Below are 16595 nucleotides of genomic sequence, written 5' to 3'. Positions count from 1 at the left end.
TTCCTTGCTCGCGGGTCAGTTCGGCCCACCGGCCCCCCACCTGAGGGGAAATCGGCCCGCGGCCCGAGGTCGGGACCTTCGGACCGCGCGGACCACCCGGAGTGACCAGGCGGGGTGGCCCACCGGGGCCACAGGGGCCAGCTCCCGGGCCGCTCAGCGGTCGACGAGGACCACCGAGAGGGTCCCGCGGCCGTAGCCGGCGACGTCCACCGAGACGTCGGTGCGCTGGCCCAGCGTGAGCGCGCGGGCCAGCACGTCCTGGGGGACCGCGCCACCGGCCGGGTGGACGACGTGCAGCCGCAGGTGGTCGGCGTCCCCGGCGTGGAAGAGGTTGACCATCACGTTGAGCACCTCGCGGAGGTTCTCCTCCAGCAGCGGCGGCAGCACGTTCCACCGGATCGCGTTGGTGGCGACGTTGGGCGGCACGAGACCGATCGCCGCGCCGGCGTACGCCGACAGCGGCACGTCGAGGACCATGAGGGCGGAGACCCGCAGGTAGTCGTCGACGTACACCGCGAACGTCGCAGGGCTCTCCGGGCCGGGGGCCAGCGGCGCCGCGAACGAGATCTCGACCTGGCGGCCGAGCAGCTCGGCGAGCAGGTCGCGGACCTCCTTGGGGGCGGGGAGGTGGACGCTCATGGGGCCGGGGGGAGCACCGTCGAGAGCTGGGCGGCGAAGACCTCGGGGGTGAACGGCTTGGCGATGAGGAACTGCGCGCCCGCCGCGGCAGCACGGGCGCGCATGTCCTCGGTGCCCTCCGAGGTGACGAAGCCGAAGGGGACGCGCGACCCGGAGGCCCGGATCACCGAGAGCGCGTCCAGCCCGCTCATCTCCGGCATGTTCCAGTCCGAGAGCACCAGGTCGGGCCCCTCGGAGCGGACCAGCTCGACCGCCTGGCGGCCGTTCTCGGCCTCCACGACGTCGTGGCCCGCGAAACCGGCCTGGCGCAGCGTGCGGATGACGATCTGCCGCATCACGCGACTGTCGTCGGCGACGAGGATCTTCACCGGGCCTCCAGGGGCCTCGTCGTCAGGGACTTCGCCGGTCGGCCGGCGTGGACGGTGATCGCGAGGGGCTCCGCGGCCCAGGTGCAGCCCAGCCGCACCACCTCGCGCTGTCCCGAGCCGTGGGCGAACCGGCCGGCGGCCACCAGTGGCAGGGAGAGGCGGCAGGGTCCGCGGACGAGCCCCTTCACGTTGCCGCCGATCATGTTGACCATCTCGCCGATCGCGTCGACCAGGTCTCCGTCGACGAGCTCCTCGGAGGTCTCCAGCCCGAGCATGCTGCGGGTGAGCCGCTGCGCGCCCGAGGTGGTCATCTCGAGCGCCACGACGCCGTTCCACTCGCCCTTCACGCTCACGCTGGCCGACCAGTCGGGGGCGAAGCCGAGGTCGGTGCCGACCTCCAGCGGGCCGTGCTCGCCGAGGAAGGTGCCCCACACCTCCTGGGTCAGCTTGCGCACGTCGGTCGGCTTGGGGCTGGCTGCGACGAGTGCCTGCTCGCCGTTCATCGCAAGGATCACGCGAGCGCTCCGTCCTGGACGAGTCCCAGCAGCTCGAGCTTGTCGGCGATGGCCTCCGCGGTGAAGGGCTTGATCACGTACTCGTGGGCCCCCGCGGCCAGCGCCTTGACGATCTGCGCGTGCTCGCTCTCGGTCGTCACCATCATGAGGGTGATGTCGCGCCACTCCCGGACCTTGCGGACCTCGGAGACGAAGTCGTAGCCGTCCATCACGGGCATGTTCCAGTCCACCAGACAGAGGTCGGGGTGGAGGCCGACCTCGAGCAGGTCGAGCGCCTCCCGCCCGTTGGCCGCCTCGGTGGCGCCGAAGCCGAGGCCGGCGAGGATCCGGCGCAGGATCAGGCGCATGGCCCTGGAGTCGTCGATGATCAGTGCGTGCATGTCAGGATCCCGTCGCGGTGAGGGTCGGGTCGTGGGCGGCCGCGGACTGCTTCGCGGACAGGAGGTCGGACGTCGTGCAGGCCGGGCGGTGCAGCTGGAGCCGGCCGCAGGTCTCGCGGACCCACTCCGGACCCAGGTCCATCGCCGTCTCGGAGGAGCCGAGGACGAGGTAGCCGTCGGGCGCGAGGGTGGCCCGGACCCGGTGGAGCACCTGCCGGCGCACCTCGAGGTCGAAGTAGATGAGCACGTTGCGCAGCATGACCACGTCGAAGGTGGGCAGCGGCGGCAGCTCGCGGACCAGGTTGACCACCTGCGGCCGCACCATCTCGCGCAGCTCGGGGACGACCTCCCAGTCGGAGCCGGCGCGGGTGAAGTACTTGACCAGCGAGGTGGCGGGCAGCCCGCGGTTCATCTCGACCTGGCCGTATCGGGCCTCGGCGACGCGGGCCACCATGGTGGGGGAGACGTCGGAGGCCCAGATCTCGGCGGTCCAGTCGTGCGGCAGGTGCTCCTTCAGCGTCATCGCGATGCTGTAGGGCTCCTGCCCGCTCGAGCAGGCCGCCGACCAGACCCGCACGTGCCGCTCGGCGCGGTGCTCCAGCAGCCCCGGCACGATCCCCGTGGCCAGGGCTCGGAAGGGCGTGTTGTCGCGGAACCACGAGGTCTCGTTGATGGTGAGCGCGTCCACGACGCGGGCCTGCTCGCCGGCGTCGCGCCGCACGCGGCCGACGTACGCCTCGAGGCTCAGGCCCGCCTCGGCGGCCAGCGGCTGGAGCCGCGACTCGACGAGGTACCCCTTCTCCGGGGGGTAGAGCATCGCCGTCTCACGACGCACGAGGTCGGAGACGTAGGCAAGGGCCAGGGACGAGAGGCTCACGTCGTCCCCATCGGTCGGCGGTCGGGGCTCCTGAGGGAAACCTCGGCGCTGGGCAAAATCCGCGCGACCTGCTCACGTCGGCGCGCTGCCTGCCGATGGGGGAGACGTGATCAGTGTCCTCGTCGTCGACGACTCCGCGGCGGTCCGCCGCATCGTGACTGCCGCGCTGGAGAGCGACCCGGGGATCGCCGTGGTCGGCCAGGCCGTCGACGGGCAGCACGCGCTGGAGCTCGCCGACGAGCTCGCGCCCGACGCGGTCGTCCTCGACATCGAGATGCCCGTGCTCGACGGGCTCGCCGCGCTGCGCCGGCTCCGGGCCGCGCACCCGCGGATGCCCGTCATCATGTTCAGCACCCTGACCGAGCGCGGGGCGGTCAAGACGCTCGAGGCGCTCTCGCTGGGCGCCTCCGACTACGTCACCAAGCCCACCGGCACCGCGAGCCTGGCCGAGAGCGCGAGCGAGATCGCCGGCCAGCTGATCCCCAAGATCACGGCCCTGGTCGGGACGGCGCAGGCGCTGCAGGCGGTCGACCAGCCGCTGCCGCCCCCGCGGCCGGTGCTCGCACCGGGGGAGGCCACCCGGCCCGAGGTGATGATGGTCGGCTGCTCCACCGGCGGCCCCGACGCGCTCGCCGCGCTGCTGCGCGACCTGCCCTTCAACCTCCGCGTGCCCGTGGTGGTCGTGCAGCACATGCCGCCGGTCTTCACCGCGATGTTCGCCTCCCGCCTCGACCGGGTCAGCGCCCTGACCGTGACCGAGGCGGTCGACGGCGAGCCGCTGGAGGCGGGCCACGTCTACGTCGCCCCCGGCGACCGCCACCTCTCGGTGCATCGCAGCGACGACCGGGTGCTGACCCGGATCGACGCCGGGCCGCCGGAGAACTTCTGCCGCCCGTCGGTCGACGTGCTCTTCCGCTCCGGCGCCCACGTCTACGGGCCCGGCGCCCTCGGCGTGGTGCTCACCGGCATGGGCCACGACGGCACCGCGGGCTGCCGGGCCGTCCAGGCCAGCGGGGGCACCGTCGTCGTCCAGGACCGGGCCTCCTCGGTCGTCTGGGGGATGCCCGGCGCCGTCGTCCAGGCCGGGCTGGCCCACGACGTCGTCGCCCTCGACAAGCTGGCCGCGCGTCTCACCGAGCTCGTCCGCGGCTGACCCGCGCCGTCGCTCCGCCCCTCCCGCGGGCCATGCAGGTAGTCCCCCACAGTCTGACCGAGGACACGCCGGTCCGGGTGGTCAGATCGTGGGGGACTGTCTGGAGGTGGAGGGCGCGCTCAGGCGGTGATGTCGAGGTACGCCGGGGTGGCAGGGCCCGTGGAGGTCGCGTCGCTGACGCGGTCGGCGTACTCCTTCTGCCGGGTCAGGTCGGCGAGCGCCCGGGTGAGCTGGTCGCGGACCTCGGCCTGGCGGGCGAGCAGCGTCTGCGCGCGCTCGACCAGGTGGGCCGGGACGGGCCCGAGGTTGGGGGCGTGCCACGGGGGGCGGGTGTGCCAGGAGAGCAGCGCCTCGGCGGGGTCGGCGAGCAGCTGCTCGGTGCGCCGCACGTCCTCCTCGAGCCGCTCGAGCTCGGCGGCCCAGGCGGCGGCGATGACGCCGTTGGCCCGGTCGGCGGCGCCCTCGTGGGAGGCCATCAGCTGGCGGCCGCGGTCTGCAGGGCGGCCTCGCGCCAGGTGTTGGCGAGCTGCTCGGCGAGGCCCAGCACGTGGCGGGTCACCTCGACGTCGCGGCGGGTGTTGGCCAGCACCATCTGGCCGAACATCCAGTCGTAGAGCGAGGCCAGCTGCAGGGCGCCGTCCCAGGCGTCGGTGCGCAGGGTGGAGCGGAGCTCGACGACGATGTCCTGGGCGTGCAGCAGCTGCGTGTGGGCGGCCAGGTGGTCGCCGGCGGTCTGGGCATCGACCGCGCGACGGAGGTCGAGGGTCATCCGCTCGCAGAGCATGACGAGCATGCGCTCGGGGCTGGCGGTGCTCACCGAGGCGCCGAGGTAGGCGGCGCGCGCGTTGCTGGGAACCATGGTGGTCATCCGTTCCAGGACGGGAGGCCGCTGATCTGACCGGCCAGCCAGGTGGACTGGCTGTTCATGGTGTTCAGGGCGGTCTCGAGGGCGGTGAACTGACGGGTGAGGGTGGTACGACGCAGCTCCAGCCGCGTGTCCCACTGGTCGATCGAGCCGTTGAGGCGCTTGATGCCCTCCTGGCGACCGTTGATCGCCGAGGTGAGCGTGCCGTCGACGGACCTGCTGGCCTGCTTGGCGACGTCCTGCACGCGGGCTGCGAACCCGCCGGCTCCGGAGCCGAGGGCGGCGGCGACGGACTCGGGGTCGGCCTCGTAGGCCTTCGCCAGGGCGGCTTCGTCGAGGACGAGCTTGCCGTAGCGGTCGGTCTGGATGCCGAGCGAGGCGAGCGAGGTGCCGTCGCCGGGGTAGACGGCGTCGAGCAGCGCCGTGCGGACCGAGCGGACGCCACTGTCGCCGGCCAGCAGGCCCTTGGCCGTGCCGCTGCCGCCGGAGGCGGTGAGGGCGTCGATCTCCTTGAGCGCGGCGTTGAGGTCGTCGACCAGGGCCTTGACCTGGGTCTTGACCGTGCTGGCGTCGCGCGCGACGGTGAGCTCGGCGACCGTCCCGGCGGTGGCCGGGGGAGCGAGCGTGACCGTCACGCCCGGCATGAGGTCGGCGAAGGTGTTGGTCGGCGACGTGGCGGTGATGCCGCCGAGCGAGACCGCGGCGTCCTGGCCCACGCGCGGGGTCGCGCCGCCGAGCAGGTCGGAGCCGTCGAGGTTGGTGAGGGCGAAGTCGCTGGCCTGGCCGGTCGCCGTCGACTCGACGAGGAGGCGGTAGGAGCCCTCGGCGACCCTGACCGCGGTGGCCCGGACGCCGGTCTCGTTGGCGGGGTCGTTCAGCGCGGAGACGAGCCCCTGGAGGGTGCCGTCGGTCTCGAGCTCGAGGGGCGTGGTGCCGTCGAGCCGGTCGAGCCGGACGGTCGTCGATCCCGAGGTGACGGTGTCGGCGAGGCCGGCCGGCGCGGTGAAGGCGAGCTGGTGGGTGAGCGCGAGGCGCTCGACCGTGACCGAGAACGACGACGCGGTGGTGGCCGCCGTGGCGGTGGCGCCGACGCCGGGGGCCGAGGAGGTGGCGGTGAGGGTGCTCCACGCGCCGGGCCGGCCGGTGTCGGCCGCCTTCGTGGCGAGGGCGGCGAGCCTGGTGTTGAGGGTCTGGAGGGACCGCAGCGCGGTCTCCTCCGAGCGGACCCGGGTCTGCACGCGGGTCCTGCCGACCGTCTCCAGCTGCATGAGCTGGTCGACGATGCTGGCGCTGTCGAAGCCTGACAGCCCGGAGACGCTGGCCATGGGGTCCTCCTCTCAGCCGTGCCGGGGCGGGGACGTGGAGACGGCGGCCGGCCGGGGCCCTGGGGAGACCAGGGCGTCCGACCGACCGCCGTCAGCCATCAGCGGAGCAGGGAGAGGACGCCCTGGGGCGCCTGGTTCGCCTGCGCGAGCATCGCCGTGCCGGCCTGGGACAGGATCTGCGAACGGGTGAAGTTCATCATCTCCTGCGCCATGTCGGTGTCGCGGATCCGGCTCTCGGCGGCCGAAAGGTTCTCCACGGTCACGTTGACGTTGTTGATGGTGTGCTCGAACCGGTTCTGGATGGCACCGAGGTTCGCGCGCTGGGTGGACACGGTGTCGATGGCAGCCTTGACCGTGTTGCTGTCCGTGATGACGGCAGAGTCAACGCTTCCGTCATCGGCGGCCGTGGCGTCTGCGGCGAAGTTCATCAGAGCGTCGGCGCCGCCCACCGTGATGACGTCCGCCGAGTCGAACCCGACCTGGAACGCGCGATCAGCCGAGTTGCCCGCCGCGCCAACAGTGGCGGTGGTGGTGGTCTCGTCGCCGCCGTGGAAGAGAGCCTGCCCGTTGAACTTGCTGTTCAACGCGATGCGGGAGATCTCCTCCTTGAGCTGGTCGAACTCGGCAGACAGGTTTGCCTGGACATCGGTGGTGGCGGTGCCGCTGGCGTGCTGCACCGCGAGGTCGTTCATGCGCTGCAGCATGGAGTGGACCTCGGTGAGCGCACCCTCCGCGGTCTGGACGAGCGAGATGCCGTCCTGGGCGTTGCGGGCACCCATCTTCAGGCCGCCGATCTGCGACCGGAGACCCTCCGAGATCGCGAGGCCGGCGGCGTCGTCGCCGGCCCGGTTGATCCGGAAGCCCGACGAGAGCTTCTCGAGCGACTTGGCCATCTGCCCCGAGGTGGTGGAGAGGTTGCGGTAGGCCGACATCGCGTCGATGTTCTGGTTGATGCGAAGACTCATGATGGTTTCCTTCCTGGAATGGAGTCACGTGCTGGAGTCCGTCCGTGGACTCCGTTGGCGTTCTCATCGGTCCCCGCCGGACCGGCCTGAGGAATTCCCGCGAAACTTTTTCGACGGGTTCCCGCTGCCACGGGGACGCCCAGGGTCAGGCGGTGGCGTCCAGGGCGGGACGCAGGCTCGGGCGGGCGGCGGGGCGCACCAGGTTGGCGGCGTGCCTGGCCGAGACGGCGGCGAAGTAGGACTCGCGGCGGCGGGCGGCGCAGCCGTCGGGCTTGGCGGCCGGCTTGACCATCTCGGGGGAGAGCTCGCGGTGCAGTGCCTCGCGGAGCAGGGTGAGCGCCTCGGCGCGCAGCTGGGAGACGCGGGACTCGCTGACCCCGAGCTCGAGGGCGATCTCGGCCATCGGCCGCTCCTCGAGGAAGTAGCCGCTCACGACGACGCGCAGGCGCTCGGGGAGCTCGGCGACGGCCTCCACCATGTAGGTGAGGCGCTCCTTGTGCTCGAGCAGCTGCTCGGGGGTCGCGCCGTCGGCGGGCAGCAGCTCGTCGAGGGCGTCGTCGGGCGCGCCCTGGAGGGAGAGGACCTGGGCGCGGGCGATGTCGTCGTCGTTGGCGACGACCTCGTCGAGGCTCATCCCCAGCGCGCTGGCGACCTCGGCGTTGGTGGGCACGCGGCCCAGGGTCGCGGCCATCCGGTGGCGGCACTCGTCGAGGTCGCGGGCGCGGCGGCGGACCGACCGGGACGCCCAGTCGACGCTGCGCAGCTCGTCGAGGAGCGCGCCGCGGATCCGGGTGGCGGCGTACCGGGCGAACGGCACCCCGCGGTCCGCCTCGAAGGCGTGGGCGGCCTGGACCAGCGCGGCGAGGCCGGCGGAGGTCAGGTCGTCGCGGGAGACGTGGGACGGCACGCGGTTGGCCATCTCGCGGACGATGTGGCCGACCAGCGGCATCGTCGCCGTGATCAGCTCCTCGGTGGCCTGCCCGGCCTGCTTCATCTCGCTCACGGGGACGAGAGTCGTTCAGGGAAGCGCACCGCGTACCCACAATTGGGGAGCAACCCTCCGTGTGTGCAGAAGTCGGGCCAAAGGTCCCGTGGCGGCATGGCCCACTCCGGCCAGCCGCTCGTGGGCAGGTGGGTGGAAAGGTCCCGGACCGCTTGACGGAAAAACGCTCAGGTCCCCGCCGGGGCCGCCGATGGGAGTGGTCGAGGACCCTGCCCGGCCTCGCCACCGTTCATCCGCGACATCCGATCACCCAGCCGTCGACACACCGAAGGGACCCGGCCATGGAGAAGCTCTCGCTCATCCTGTGGCGCGAGCGCGAGCTCCTGGAGACCCTGCTCTTCAAGCTCGAGGTCGAGCAGCTGGTGATGGCGACCGGCCGCACCAAGTGGCTGCTGCGCGCCGCCAAGGAGGTCGAGGCGGTGCTGCAGAGCATCCGCGAGACCGAGGTGCTCCGCGCCGTCGCCGCCGACGAGTCCGCCGCCGAGGCGGGCCTCGCCCCCAACCCCAGCCTCCGCGCCCTGGCCGAGTCGGTCGCCGAGCCGTGGGCCTCGATCCTCGCCGACCACCGCGACGCCTTCGAGTCGATCACCCGGGAGGTGACGGCGATGGCCGAGACCAACCGCGAGCTCGTCACCGCCGGCATCCGCTCGGCGCGGGAGACCCTGCTCACCCTGGGCGACGGGTCGGCCGGCTACAGCGCCGACGGCACCGCGGTCAGCACCGACGCCCGTCGCCCGATCTTCGACGCGAGCCTCTGAGGCCGTCATGAGCGGGACCTTCGCCTCCTTCAACACCGCGCTCAGCGCCCTGCGCTACAACCGCGTGGTGATGGACACCGCGAGCGGCAACATCGCCAACGCGGCCACCCCCGGCTTCACCCGCCGCCAGGTGGTGGGGGAGACGGTCGGCGCCCCGGTGCAGCCCGCCATGTGGTCCCGGTACGACGGCGCGGGCGACGGCGTCCGGGTCGCCGACCTGCGCCGGATGACCGACCAGTTCCTCGACACGCGGGTCCGCCAGGAGACCGCCACCCTCACCTACCTCGACGTCCGGCGCACCACCTTGGAGCGGCTGGAGACCGGGGTCGCCGAGCCCGGCCCGAACGGCGTCTCCGCCGCGCTGGCCGACTTCCGGTCCAGCTGGCACGCCCTCTCCAACGCGCCCGGCTCCGACATCGCCCGCACCCAGGTCCTCACCGAGGCTCGGACCCTGGTCGACGCGGTCCGCACCCAGGCCGCCAACGTCGCCCGGGAGACCACCGACGCCCGCACCCGCCTCGACGGCGCGGTCGGCGAGGTGAACGCCGCGGCGGCCGAGCTCGCCGAGCTCAACCGGCAGATCGCCCAGCACGGCTCCGCGGGGGTGGACGTCAACACGCTGCTCGACCGCCGCGACCAGGTGGCCACCACGCTCGCCGGGCTGACCGGCGGCACCGCCACCGAGCGCGCCGACGGCGGCCTCGACGTCACCGTCGGCAACGTCCCCCTCGTCCAGGGCCGGCAGGCCGGGACGCTCGTCGTCTCCGCGCCCGGGGCCGTCCCCGTCACCTTCGAGGTGCGCCAGCCCGACGGCTCCTCGGCCGCCGTGACCGCCGCCGTCCGCGGCGAGGTCGGCGCCGGGGCCGACCTGCTCAGCGTCACCCTCCCGGCGTACGCCGCGGGGCTGGACGCCGTCGCCGCCCAGCTGGCGCAGGAGGTCAACGGCCGCCAGGCGCAGGGGTTCGACCGGGCCGGCAACGCCGGCGGCCCCCTCCTCTCCTACGACCCCGCGCAGGGCGCGGCCTCGCTCGCCCTGGTCTCCACCGACCCCGGCCGGTTGGCCGCCTCCTCGCAGCCGGGCGCCCTGCTCGGCGACGTCGCCGCCTCCCAGGGCGCGGCCAGCGGGGTCGAGACGGCCTACCAGCGGCTGGTCAACGGGCTCGGCACCGAGGTCTCCTCGGCCGGTCGGCTGGTCACCAACCAGGCCTCCCTGCTCGCCCAGGTCGACGGCCAGCGCGACCAGCTCTCGGGCGTCAGCCTCGACGAGGAGATGGTCACCCTGATGTCGGCCCAGCGCGGCTACGAGGCGGCGTCGCGGGTGATGAGCACCCTCGACTCCATGCTCGACACCCTCATCAACCGGACAGGACTGGTCGGCCGATGACCATCACGCGGGTCACCCAGAACATGATGGCGACGCGGTCGCTGGAGCAGCTCAACACCGGCCTCGCCCGGCTGTCGCGGCTGCAGGAGCAGGTCTCCTCGGGACGGGCGATCAACCGCCCGTCGGACAACCCCGCCGACACCACCACCGCGATGCGGCTGCGCTCCCAGCTCTCCGAGGCCGCGCAGCACAAGCGCAACGCCGAGGACGGGCAGGGCTGGCTGGCCCAGGTCGACACCGTGCTGCAGTCGATGATCACCCGGACCCGCAGCGCGCGCGAGATCGGCGTCCAGGCCGCCAACCCCGGCGCGGTGAGCCCCAGCTCGCGCCAGGTGCTGGCCGCCGACATCGAGCAGATCCGCGACTCGCTGATCACGCTGGCCAACACCCGGCACCAGGACCGCCCGGTGATGGGCGGGGTGACGGCCGGGAGCATCGCCTTCGAGAAGGTCGGCACCGAGGTCGTCTACCGAGGCGTCCCCGGCGAGGTCACCCGGACGATCGCCGAGGGGCAGACGGTCCGCGTCGACCTCGACGCCCGGGCCACGCTGGGCCCCGAGGGCGCCACCCTCTTCGACAACCTCACCGCCATGGCCGAGGCCGTCCGCACCGGCGACACCGCCGGGCTGCGGACCAGCCTGGACGCGGTGGCCGGCGACCTCGACAGGCTCGGCGTCGCGGTGATCGACGTGGGCAACCGCACCGTCGCCCTGGACCGGGCGGTGGAGGCCGCCGACGAGCGCGAGTTCGCGCTCACCAAGTCGCTCACCGGCGTCGAGAACGTCGACCTCACCAAGGCCGTCATGGAGCTCAAGACCCAGGAGATGGCCTACCAGGCCGCCCTGTCCGCCACGAGCCGCGTCATGCAGCCCAGCCTCATGGACTTCCTGCGGTGACCACATCTGTCATGATCGGCCCGGACAGCGAAGCCGTGCGCAGGAGTCAGGAGGAGCGGAGCGTCGTGGACGAGATCCCGGTGATCGAGCTGGTCAACCCGATGCCGGGCTTCCCCGAGCACCGCCGGTTCGCCCTGGTCCGCCTCGACGACGACGGGATGCTCTGCGCGCTGCGCTCGCTGGAGGACCCCGACCTGCGCTTCCTGGTCACCAGCCCGATCAGCTTCTTCCCCGACTACGCCCCGCTCGTCGAGGACGACGTCGTCGACCAGCTCGGCATCGTCGACGCCGCCGAGGTGCTGGTGCTCGTCGTGCTGACCGCCGGCTCGTCGCTCGCCGAGACCACCGCCAACCTGCTGGCCCCGATCCTGGTCAACACCCAGAGCCGCCGGGCCAGCCAGGTGATCCTGGACGACCCGTCGCTCTCGGTCGCCACGCCGCTCGTCGCCTGACTCCCCGGCGCGGTCGCGCGCCGTGCCGTAGGGTCACCCCCATGCTGGTGCTGAGCCGTCGTACGGGGGAGAGCGTCGTCCTGGGCGACGACATCACCGTGACGATCCTCGAGGTCCGCGGGGACGTCGTCCGCGTCGGCATCGACGCGCCACGCTCGGTCAAGGTGCACCGCGCCGAGCTGCTCGCCGAGCTGGCCTCCAGCAACCAGTCGGCCGCCTCGCCGCCCGAGGACGCCGTCGCGTCCCTGGCCGAGGCGATGCGCAAGCGCCAGGAGTAGGCGCCTCCGCGGCCTCTCGGCCGCCCCGTTCTCCTCAGTTCTCCTCCTCCGTGGCCGATGTGGCGGGTGAGGCGCCGTGCCGCGGCGCCCCCGAGCCGTCCGGAGAGGAGGTCGCCACGTGGACGACGATGCCGAGATCATCGCCGAGTTCCTGGTCGAGAGCCACGAGAACCTGGACCAGCTCGACCGCGACCTGGTGGAGCTGGAGGGCGACCCGGGCTCGCCCGAGCTGCTCTCGAGCATCTTCCGGACCATCCACACGATCAAGGGGACCAGCGGGTTCCTCGCGCTGCACCGGCTCGAGGCGCTGACCCACGTGGGCGAGAACCTGCTCGCCACGCTGCGCGACGGCGAGCGGACGATGACGACCGAGGTCGCCGAGGTGCTGCTCGCCATGGTCGACGCCGTACGCCGGCTGCTCGCCGCCGTCGAGGCGACCGGGTCCGACGTGGCCGGGGACGTCGACGTCGACAGCGTCGTCGCCTCGCTCCGGGCGGTCCTGGAGGAGACGCCCCCGACGCCGGCAGCCTCCCCCGAGCCCGCGCCCGGGAGCGAGCCCGAGGCCACCGAGGTCGCCGCCGCGTCTGCCCCCGAGGCGCCGGCGCCTGCCGAGGGAGTCCCCGACGCCGTACCGGCCGCCCCCGTCGTGCTCGCCGCTCCGGCCGGTCCCGTCGTCACCGTCGCGCCCGCCGTCCCGCTGGACGTGGCGGCGCCGGCACCGGTCCCGGCGGCGCCCGAGTCCCTGCTCGCACCCGTCGCGGCGGCGCCGTCCGCCGCCGCGCCCGACGCGCCGTTCGAGCCGGCCGCCCGCTCGGCGGTCGACTCCACCGTGCGGGTCGACGTCGACCTGCTCGACAGCCTCGTCCAGCTGGTCGGGGAGCTGGTGCTCACCCGCAACCAGATCCTGCGCCGCACCGAGGCCCGCGAGGAGGACCTCGAGCTGGTCCGCGCGGCCCAGCGCCTCGACCAGGTCGCCAGCGAGCTGCAGGAGGGGGTGATGCGCACCCGCATGCAGCCGATCGGCCACGTCTGGTCGAAGATGCCGCGGATCGTGCGCGACCTCGCCCACCAGCTCGAGCGGCAGGTGCAGCTCGACCTCGAGGGCCACGAGACCGAGCTCGACCGCTCGCTGCTCGAGGCGCTCAGGGACCCGCTGACCCACCTCGTGCGCAACGCCATCGACCACGGCATCGAGACCCCGGCCGCGCGCCTGGCCGCCGGCAAGCCCGCCACCGGCCGGCTGCTGCTGCGCGCCCGCCACGAGAGCGGCCAGGTGGTCGTCGAGATCACCGACGACGGCAAGGGCATCGACCCCGAGGCGATCGCCGCCGCGGCCCTCGCCCGTGGGGTCGTGACGCGCGAGGAGCTGGCCCGGATGGAGCCCCGCGACGTGCTCGCCCTCGTCTTCGAGCCCGGCTTCTCCACCGCCGCCGTGGTCACCAACGTCTCGGGCCGTGGCGTCGGGATGGACGTCGTCCGCACCAACATCGAGCGGATCGGCGGCACCGTCGACGTGCAGAGCGTGGTCGGCGAGGGCACCACCTGCCGGGTGCGGATCCCGCTCACGCTCGCGATCATCCCAGCGCTGCTGGTCCAGGAGGGCGCGGAGCGCTACGCCCTGCCCCAGGTCAACCTGGTCGAGCTGGTCCGGGTCGAGGGCGAGTCGCTCGCCACCGACGTCGAGGTCGTGGCCGGGGCCCCGGTGCTCCGCCTGCGCGGCGAGCTGTTGCCGCTGCTGCCGCTCGGGACGGCGCTCGGCGTCGACGTGGCCGCGCCGACCCTCCCGCTCGACGAGCGCGACGGCGTCACCGTCGTCGTGGTGCAGGCCGACGGGGTCCGCTACGGGCTCTGCGTCGCCGAGGTCCACGACACCCAGGAGATCGTCGTCAAGCCGCTGGGCCGCCAGCTCAAGGCACTGGGCACGTACGCCGGCGCCACGATCATGGGCGACGGCCGGGTGGCGCTGATCCTCGACGTGGCCGGGCTCGCCCACGCGCACGGCATCGTGCCGGTGCCGGTCTCCAAGGTGGAGGTCGCCGTCAAGCGGCAGGAGACCACCCCGATGCTCGTGCTGGAGGTCGTCCCGGGGCGCCGCGCGGCGCTCCCGCTGCACGAGGTCTCGCGCCTGGAGGAGATCGAGGTCGGCCGTCTGGAGGGCGCGGGTCGCGCCGAGGCGGTGCAGTACCGCGACGGCATCCTGCCCCTGGTCCGGCTCTCGTCGCTGATCGGGCTGCCGCCCGCCCCCGACGGCGAGGAGGAGCGCGCGACGCTCTCGGTCGTCGTCCACGAGGACGGCGAGCACCGGGTCGGACTGGTGATCGACCGCGTCGTCGACGTCGTCGACACCGTGCTGCGGCGCAGCGAGGTGGGTCGGCGTGACGGCGTCCTCGGCTCGGCCGTAATCGACGGTCGCGTCACCGATCTGCTCGATCTGGACGCCGTCGTGACGGCCGCGGGGGTGGCGTGATGACACCGACGACCCACCTGCACGCGTCCCCGACCCCGTGGGTCCCGGTCGACGTCCAGACCCAGTACTGCACCTTCGCCGTCGACGGCCTGCTCTTCGGCGTGCCGATCACCCAGGTGCAGGAGGTGCTGCGCTGGCAGCCGCTCACCCCCGTGCCGCTGGCCTCGGAGCAGGTGCGCGGCCTGCTCAACCTGCGGGGGCAGATCGTCACCGCCGTGTGCCTGCGGCGCTGCCTGGGTCGACCGTTCCCGGATGACGGCGACCCGCCGCTCAACGTCGTCGTCCGTTCGGCGGGGGAGGCGGTCAGCCTGCTCGTCGACGAGGTCGGCGACGTGGTCGACACCGCCGGCCACGAGCTGCTCCCCGCCCCCGCCAACCTGCCGGCCCCGGTCCGCGACCTGCTGCAGGGCGTCGTCGCCCTGCCCGAGGCCATCCTGCTCGTCCTCGACGTCGACCGCACCGTCGGCGTTCCCCTCGAGAACCCCGCTGGAGGAACCCCATGACCGACCTGCTCGCCGAGCCGTCCGTCCCGCTCGAGCCCACCGCTCTCGTCGAGACCGACGGGCTGCCCGCCCCCGGCGTCCCGGCCATCGTGCGGCACGTGCTCGACGGCTTCCCCGCCTCGGTGCTGCTCGCCGACTCCCACCAGCGGGTCGCCTACGTCAACGAGAAGGCGCTGGAGGACCTGCGGCCCCTCGAGGCGTTCCTGCCGCTGCCCCTCGACCAGTGGGTGGGTGCCGACGTGCGCCCGCTCTTCGGCCTGCTCGGCGACGTCGGCCGTTTCGAGCGGGTCTGGGGCGACCCGAGCCTGCTGCCGTTCGAGACCGTGGTCGAGGTCGGTGACGAGGTCGCCGACCTGAGCATCACCGGCGTCACCTCCGACGGCCAGTTCGGCGGCGTCATGCTCTCCTGGATCAAGAAGACCTCGCAGGTGCGCGAGCAGCGGAAGCTCGCCCGGGTCCACGCGATGCTGGAGAACTCGCCGACCAAGATGATGTTCGCCAATGCCGAGGGGATCATCACCTACCTCAACCCGGCCTCGCTCCGGGCGCTCGAGGGGCTCGCCGAGCACATCGTGGTGCGTCCCGAGGAGCTGGTGGGCGTGCCGCTGGCGATGATCTACGAGGAGCAGGACGCCCAGCGCGCGGGTCTCCTGGACCCCCAGGGCACGCTGGCCCGCTCCGAGGAGAAGCTGCGGAAGCTGAGCTCCCTGCAGCACCAGATCGGCCCGGAGACCCTCGACGGCACGATCACCGAGATGTTCGACGACGAGGGTCACCGGATCGGCTTCCTGCTGACCTGGGAGATCGTCACCGAGAAGCTGCAGATCGAGCGCGACCGCGAGCAGGCCCTGGCCGACACCGCCGCGATGAACCACGTGCTCGGCCTGCTGGGCGCGGCGACCTCGGTCGACGAGGTCATCGATCGGACCCTCGAGGCGGTCTGCGAGAAGTTCCAGTGGGACTCGGGCGTCGCCTGGCGGGTGGACCCCGAGATCGAGCGGCTGCGGATGGCCCACTCGCTCGGCGTCCCCGAGGAGATGTTGGTGCACTTCGCCGACCAGACCCTCGCCAGGGGTGAGGGGATGGGCGGCAAGGTCTGGGCCAGCGCCGGCCTGCTCGAGGTGATGGAGTACACCGACATCCCCGCCGGCGTGCGGAAGCACTGGCCCGAGATGAAGACCCCCTCCGCGGTCGGCTTCCCCGTCCGCGCTGGCAAGGACGTCGTCGCGGTCATGGAGTTCTTCTCCGGAGAGCGCATGCTCCTCAACGAGCAGCGGCTCGGCACCCTGCGCAACATCGGTGACCTGGTGTCGCAGGCGGTGGCGCGGATCCAGCGTGACGAGGCGGAGCGGGCGGCGGCGGCGGATCTGGCGTCGAAGGTGGACCTGGTGCTGGAGGTGGTGCGGGCTGCTGGTGAGGGGGATCTGACGCGGGAGATGCCGGTCTCGGGGGATGACGCGATCGGTGAGCTGGCGCAGGGTCTGGGGGAGGTGCTGCGGACGTTGCGTGGGTCGTTGGGTGACATCGGGGGGACGGCCGACTCGTTGGCGGTGGCGGCCGAGCAGCTGTCGGCGTTGTCGCAGGGGATGGGTGAGGGGGCGTTGCTGACCTCGGAGCGGGCGGGGTCGGCGTCGGGGGCGTCGGTGCAGGTGTCGGCGTCGATCCAGACGGTGGCGACGGCTGCGGAGGAGATGACGGCGAGCATCCGGGAGATCGCGAAGAATGCGACGGAGGCGGCGACGGTGGCCACGACGGCGGTGGGGGTGG

General features: G+C 73.0%; 19 protein-coding genes. 9 read left to right on the top strand and 10 right to left on the bottom strand.

What is annotated here, in order from left to right:
• Nucleotides 1-153 precede the first annotated feature (153 nt).
• The 5 genes from DNK53_RS00095 to DNK53_RS00075 are packed head-to-tail and all read right to left on the bottom strand — an operon-like array spanning nucleotide 154 to nucleotide 2779.
• Nucleotides 154-639: a hypothetical protein gene (locus tag DNK53_RS00095; RefSeq protein WP_110180314.1), complete on the bottom strand. Its 486-nt coding sequence runs from the start codon at nucleotides 637-639 to the stop codon at nucleotides 154-156.
• Nucleotides 636-1007 (bottom strand): response regulator, encoded by a 372-nt coding sequence (locus tag DNK53_RS00090; RefSeq protein ID WP_110180313.1) that lies wholly within the window; start codon nucleotides 1005-1007, stop codon nucleotides 636-638. Before DNK53_RS00090 ends, DNK53_RS00095 begins: the two co-directional genes overlap by 4 nt.
• Nucleotides 1004-1522 (bottom strand): chemotaxis protein CheX, encoded by a 519-nt coding sequence (locus DNK53_RS00085; RefSeq protein WP_162599675.1) that lies wholly within the window; start codon nucleotides 1520-1522, stop codon nucleotides 1004-1006. The genes DNK53_RS00090 and DNK53_RS00085 overlap by 4 nt, the downstream gene beginning before the upstream one ends.
• Nucleotides 1519-1902 carry a response regulator gene (locus DNK53_RS00080; RefSeq protein WP_110180311.1) on the bottom strand — a complete coding sequence of 128 codons (384 nt, stop codon included), beginning with the start codon at nucleotides 1900-1902 and terminating at the stop codon, nucleotides 1519-1521. The genes DNK53_RS00085 and DNK53_RS00080 overlap by 4 nt, the downstream gene beginning before the upstream one ends.
• Nucleotide 1903: 1 nt before the next feature.
• On the bottom strand, nucleotides 1904-2779 hold the full coding sequence (locus tag DNK53_RS00075; RefSeq protein WP_110180310.1) for a CheR family methyltransferase: 876 nt from the start codon (nucleotides 2777-2779) through the stop codon (nucleotides 1904-1906).
• Between the two features lie 106 nt (nucleotides 2780-2885).
• On the opposite strand from DNK53_RS00075, the gene DNK53_RS00070 reads away from it, so the two are divergent.
• Nucleotides 2886-3932 carry a protein-glutamate methylesterase/protein-glutamine glutaminase gene (locus DNK53_RS00070; protein ID WP_110180309.1) on the top strand — a complete coding sequence of 349 codons (1047 nt, stop codon included), beginning with the start codon at nucleotides 2886-2888 and terminating at the stop codon, nucleotides 3930-3932.
• A gap of 119 nt (nucleotides 3933-4051) precedes the next feature.
• Here DNK53_RS00070 and DNK53_RS18250 read toward each other — a convergent pair whose 3' ends face one another.
• The 5 genes from DNK53_RS18250 to DNK53_RS00045 all read right to left on the bottom strand — a co-directional run bounded on the left by DNK53_RS18250 (nucleotide 4052) and on the right by DNK53_RS00045 (nucleotide 8081).
• Complete coding sequence (locus DNK53_RS18250; RefSeq protein ID WP_110180308.1) at nucleotides 4052-4408, bottom strand: hypothetical protein; 357 nt, start codon at nucleotides 4406-4408, stop codon at nucleotides 4052-4054.
• Complete coding sequence (fliS, locus tag DNK53_RS00060) at nucleotides 4408-4800, bottom strand: flagellar export chaperone FliS (RefSeq protein ID WP_239456279.1); 393 nt, start codon at nucleotides 4798-4800, stop codon at nucleotides 4408-4410. The genes DNK53_RS18250 and fliS overlap by 1 nt, the downstream gene beginning before the upstream one ends.
• Nucleotides 4797-6122 (bottom strand): flagellar filament capping protein FliD, encoded by a 1326-nt coding sequence (gene fliD, locus DNK53_RS00055; RefSeq protein WP_110180307.1) that lies wholly within the window; start codon nucleotides 6120-6122, stop codon nucleotides 4797-4799. Before fliD ends, fliS begins: the two co-directional genes overlap by 4 nt.
• Before the next feature lie 98 nt (nucleotides 6123-6220).
• Nucleotides 6221-7087 (bottom strand): flagellin N-terminal helical domain-containing protein, encoded by an 867-nt coding sequence (locus DNK53_RS00050; protein WP_110180306.1) that lies wholly within the window; start codon nucleotides 7085-7087, stop codon nucleotides 6221-6223.
• A 145-nt stretch (nucleotides 7088-7232) separates the two neighbouring features.
• On the bottom strand, nucleotides 7233-8081 hold the full coding sequence (locus DNK53_RS00045) for a sigma-70 family RNA polymerase sigma factor (RefSeq protein WP_110181298.1): 849 nt from the start codon (nucleotides 8079-8081) through the stop codon (nucleotides 7233-7235).
• A 290-nt stretch (nucleotides 8082-8371) separates the two neighbouring features.
• Here DNK53_RS00045 and DNK53_RS00040 point away from each other — a divergent pair, with 290 nt between their 5' ends.
• From DNK53_RS00040 to DNK53_RS00005, 8 genes are all read left to right on the top strand, one after another.
• On the top strand, nucleotides 8372-8848 hold the full coding sequence (locus DNK53_RS00040) for a flagellar protein FlgN (RefSeq protein WP_110180305.1): 477 nt from the start codon (nucleotides 8372-8374) through the stop codon (nucleotides 8846-8848).
• Nucleotides 8849-8855: 7 nt separating this feature from the next.
• Complete coding sequence (flgK, locus tag DNK53_RS00035; RefSeq protein WP_110180304.1) at nucleotides 8856-10232, top strand: flagellar hook-associated protein FlgK; 1377 nt, start codon at nucleotides 8856-8858, stop codon at nucleotides 10230-10232.
• Nucleotides 10229-11128: a flagellar hook-associated protein FlgL gene (flgL, locus tag DNK53_RS00030; RefSeq protein WP_110180303.1), complete on the top strand. Its 900-nt coding sequence runs from the start codon at nucleotides 10229-10231 to the stop codon at nucleotides 11126-11128. The genes flgK and flgL overlap by 4 nt, the downstream gene beginning before the upstream one ends.
• Nucleotides 11125-11580, top strand: coding sequence for a flagellar assembly protein FliW (gene fliW, locus DNK53_RS00025; protein ID WP_239456278.1), 456 nt, complete (start codon nucleotides 11125-11127; stop codon nucleotides 11578-11580). The genes flgL and fliW overlap by 4 nt, the downstream gene beginning before the upstream one ends.
• 41 nt (nucleotides 11581-11621) lie before the next feature.
• Nucleotides 11622-11858: a carbon storage regulator CsrA gene (gene csrA, locus DNK53_RS00020; RefSeq protein ID WP_110180301.1), complete on the top strand. Its 237-nt coding sequence runs from the start codon at nucleotides 11622-11624 to the stop codon at nucleotides 11856-11858.
• 118 nt (nucleotides 11859-11976) lie between these two features.
• Nucleotides 11977-14325 (top strand): chemotaxis protein CheA, encoded by a 2349-nt coding sequence (locus DNK53_RS00015; protein ID WP_110180300.1) that lies wholly within the window; start codon nucleotides 11977-11979, stop codon nucleotides 14323-14325.
• The gene (locus tag DNK53_RS00010; RefSeq protein WP_110180299.1) at nucleotides 14325-14828 is read left to right on the top strand and encodes a chemotaxis protein CheW; all 504 of its coding nucleotides are present in this window, start codon (nucleotides 14325-14327) and stop codon (nucleotides 14826-14828) included. The genes DNK53_RS00015 and DNK53_RS00010 overlap by 1 nt, the downstream gene beginning before the upstream one ends.
• Nucleotides 14825-16595, top strand: a 1771-nt coding sequence (locus tag DNK53_RS00005; protein ID WP_110180298.1) for a GAF domain-containing protein, incomplete at its 3' end; no start/stop codon positions are given. The genes DNK53_RS00010 and DNK53_RS00005, both read left to right, overlap by 4 nt.

Origin of the sequence: Nocardioides solisilvae (assembly GCF_003194625.1) — a bacterium.
Taxonomy (GTDB): domain Bacteria; phylum Actinomycetota; class Actinomycetes; order Propionibacteriales; family Nocardioidaceae; genus Nocardioides; species Nocardioides solisilvae.
This window is presented reverse-complemented; position numbering and strand designations above follow the sequence as displayed.

Coding starts and splice junctions, on each gene's coding strand:
- DNK53_RS00040 (WP_110180305.1), top strand. CDS start 8,372: ATGGAGAAGCTCTCGCTCATCCTGTGGCGCGAGCGCGAGCTCCTGGAG.
- DNK53_RS00080 (WP_110180311.1), bottom strand. CDS start 1,902: ATGCACGCACTGATCATCGACGACTCCAGGGCCATGCGCCTGATCCTG.
- fliS (WP_239456279.1), bottom strand. CDS start 4,800: ATGACCACCATGGTTCCCAGCAACGCGCGCGCCGCCTACCTCGGCGCC.
- DNK53_RS00095 (WP_110180314.1), bottom strand. CDS start 639: ATGAGCGTCCACCTCCCCGCCCCCAAGGAGGTCCGCGACCTGCTCGCC.
- DNK53_RS00045 (WP_110181298.1), bottom strand. CDS start 8,081: ATGAAGCAGGCCGGGCAGGCCACCGAGGAGCTGATCACGGCGACGATG.
- DNK53_RS00050 (WP_110180306.1), bottom strand. CDS start 7,087: ATGAGTCTTCGCATCAACCAGAACATCGACGCGATGTCGGCCTACCGC.
- DNK53_RS18250 (WP_110180308.1), bottom strand. CDS start 4,408: ATGGCCTCCCACGAGGGCGCCGCCGACCGGGCCAACGGCGTCATCGCC.
- DNK53_RS00010 (WP_110180299.1), top strand. CDS start 14,325: ATGACACCGACGACCCACCTGCACGCGTCCCCGACCCCGTGGGTCCCG.
- flgK (WP_110180304.1), top strand. CDS start 8,856: ATGAGCGGGACCTTCGCCTCCTTCAACACCGCGCTCAGCGCCCTGCGC.
- flgL (WP_110180303.1), top strand. CDS start 10,229: ATGACCATCACGCGGGTCACCCAGAACATGATGGCGACGCGGTCGCTG.
- fliD (WP_110180307.1), bottom strand. CDS start 6,122: ATGGCCAGCGTCTCCGGGCTGTCAGGCTTCGACAGCGCCAGCATCGTC.
- csrA (WP_110180301.1), top strand. CDS start 11,622: ATGCTGGTGCTGAGCCGTCGTACGGGGGAGAGCGTCGTCCTGGGCGAC.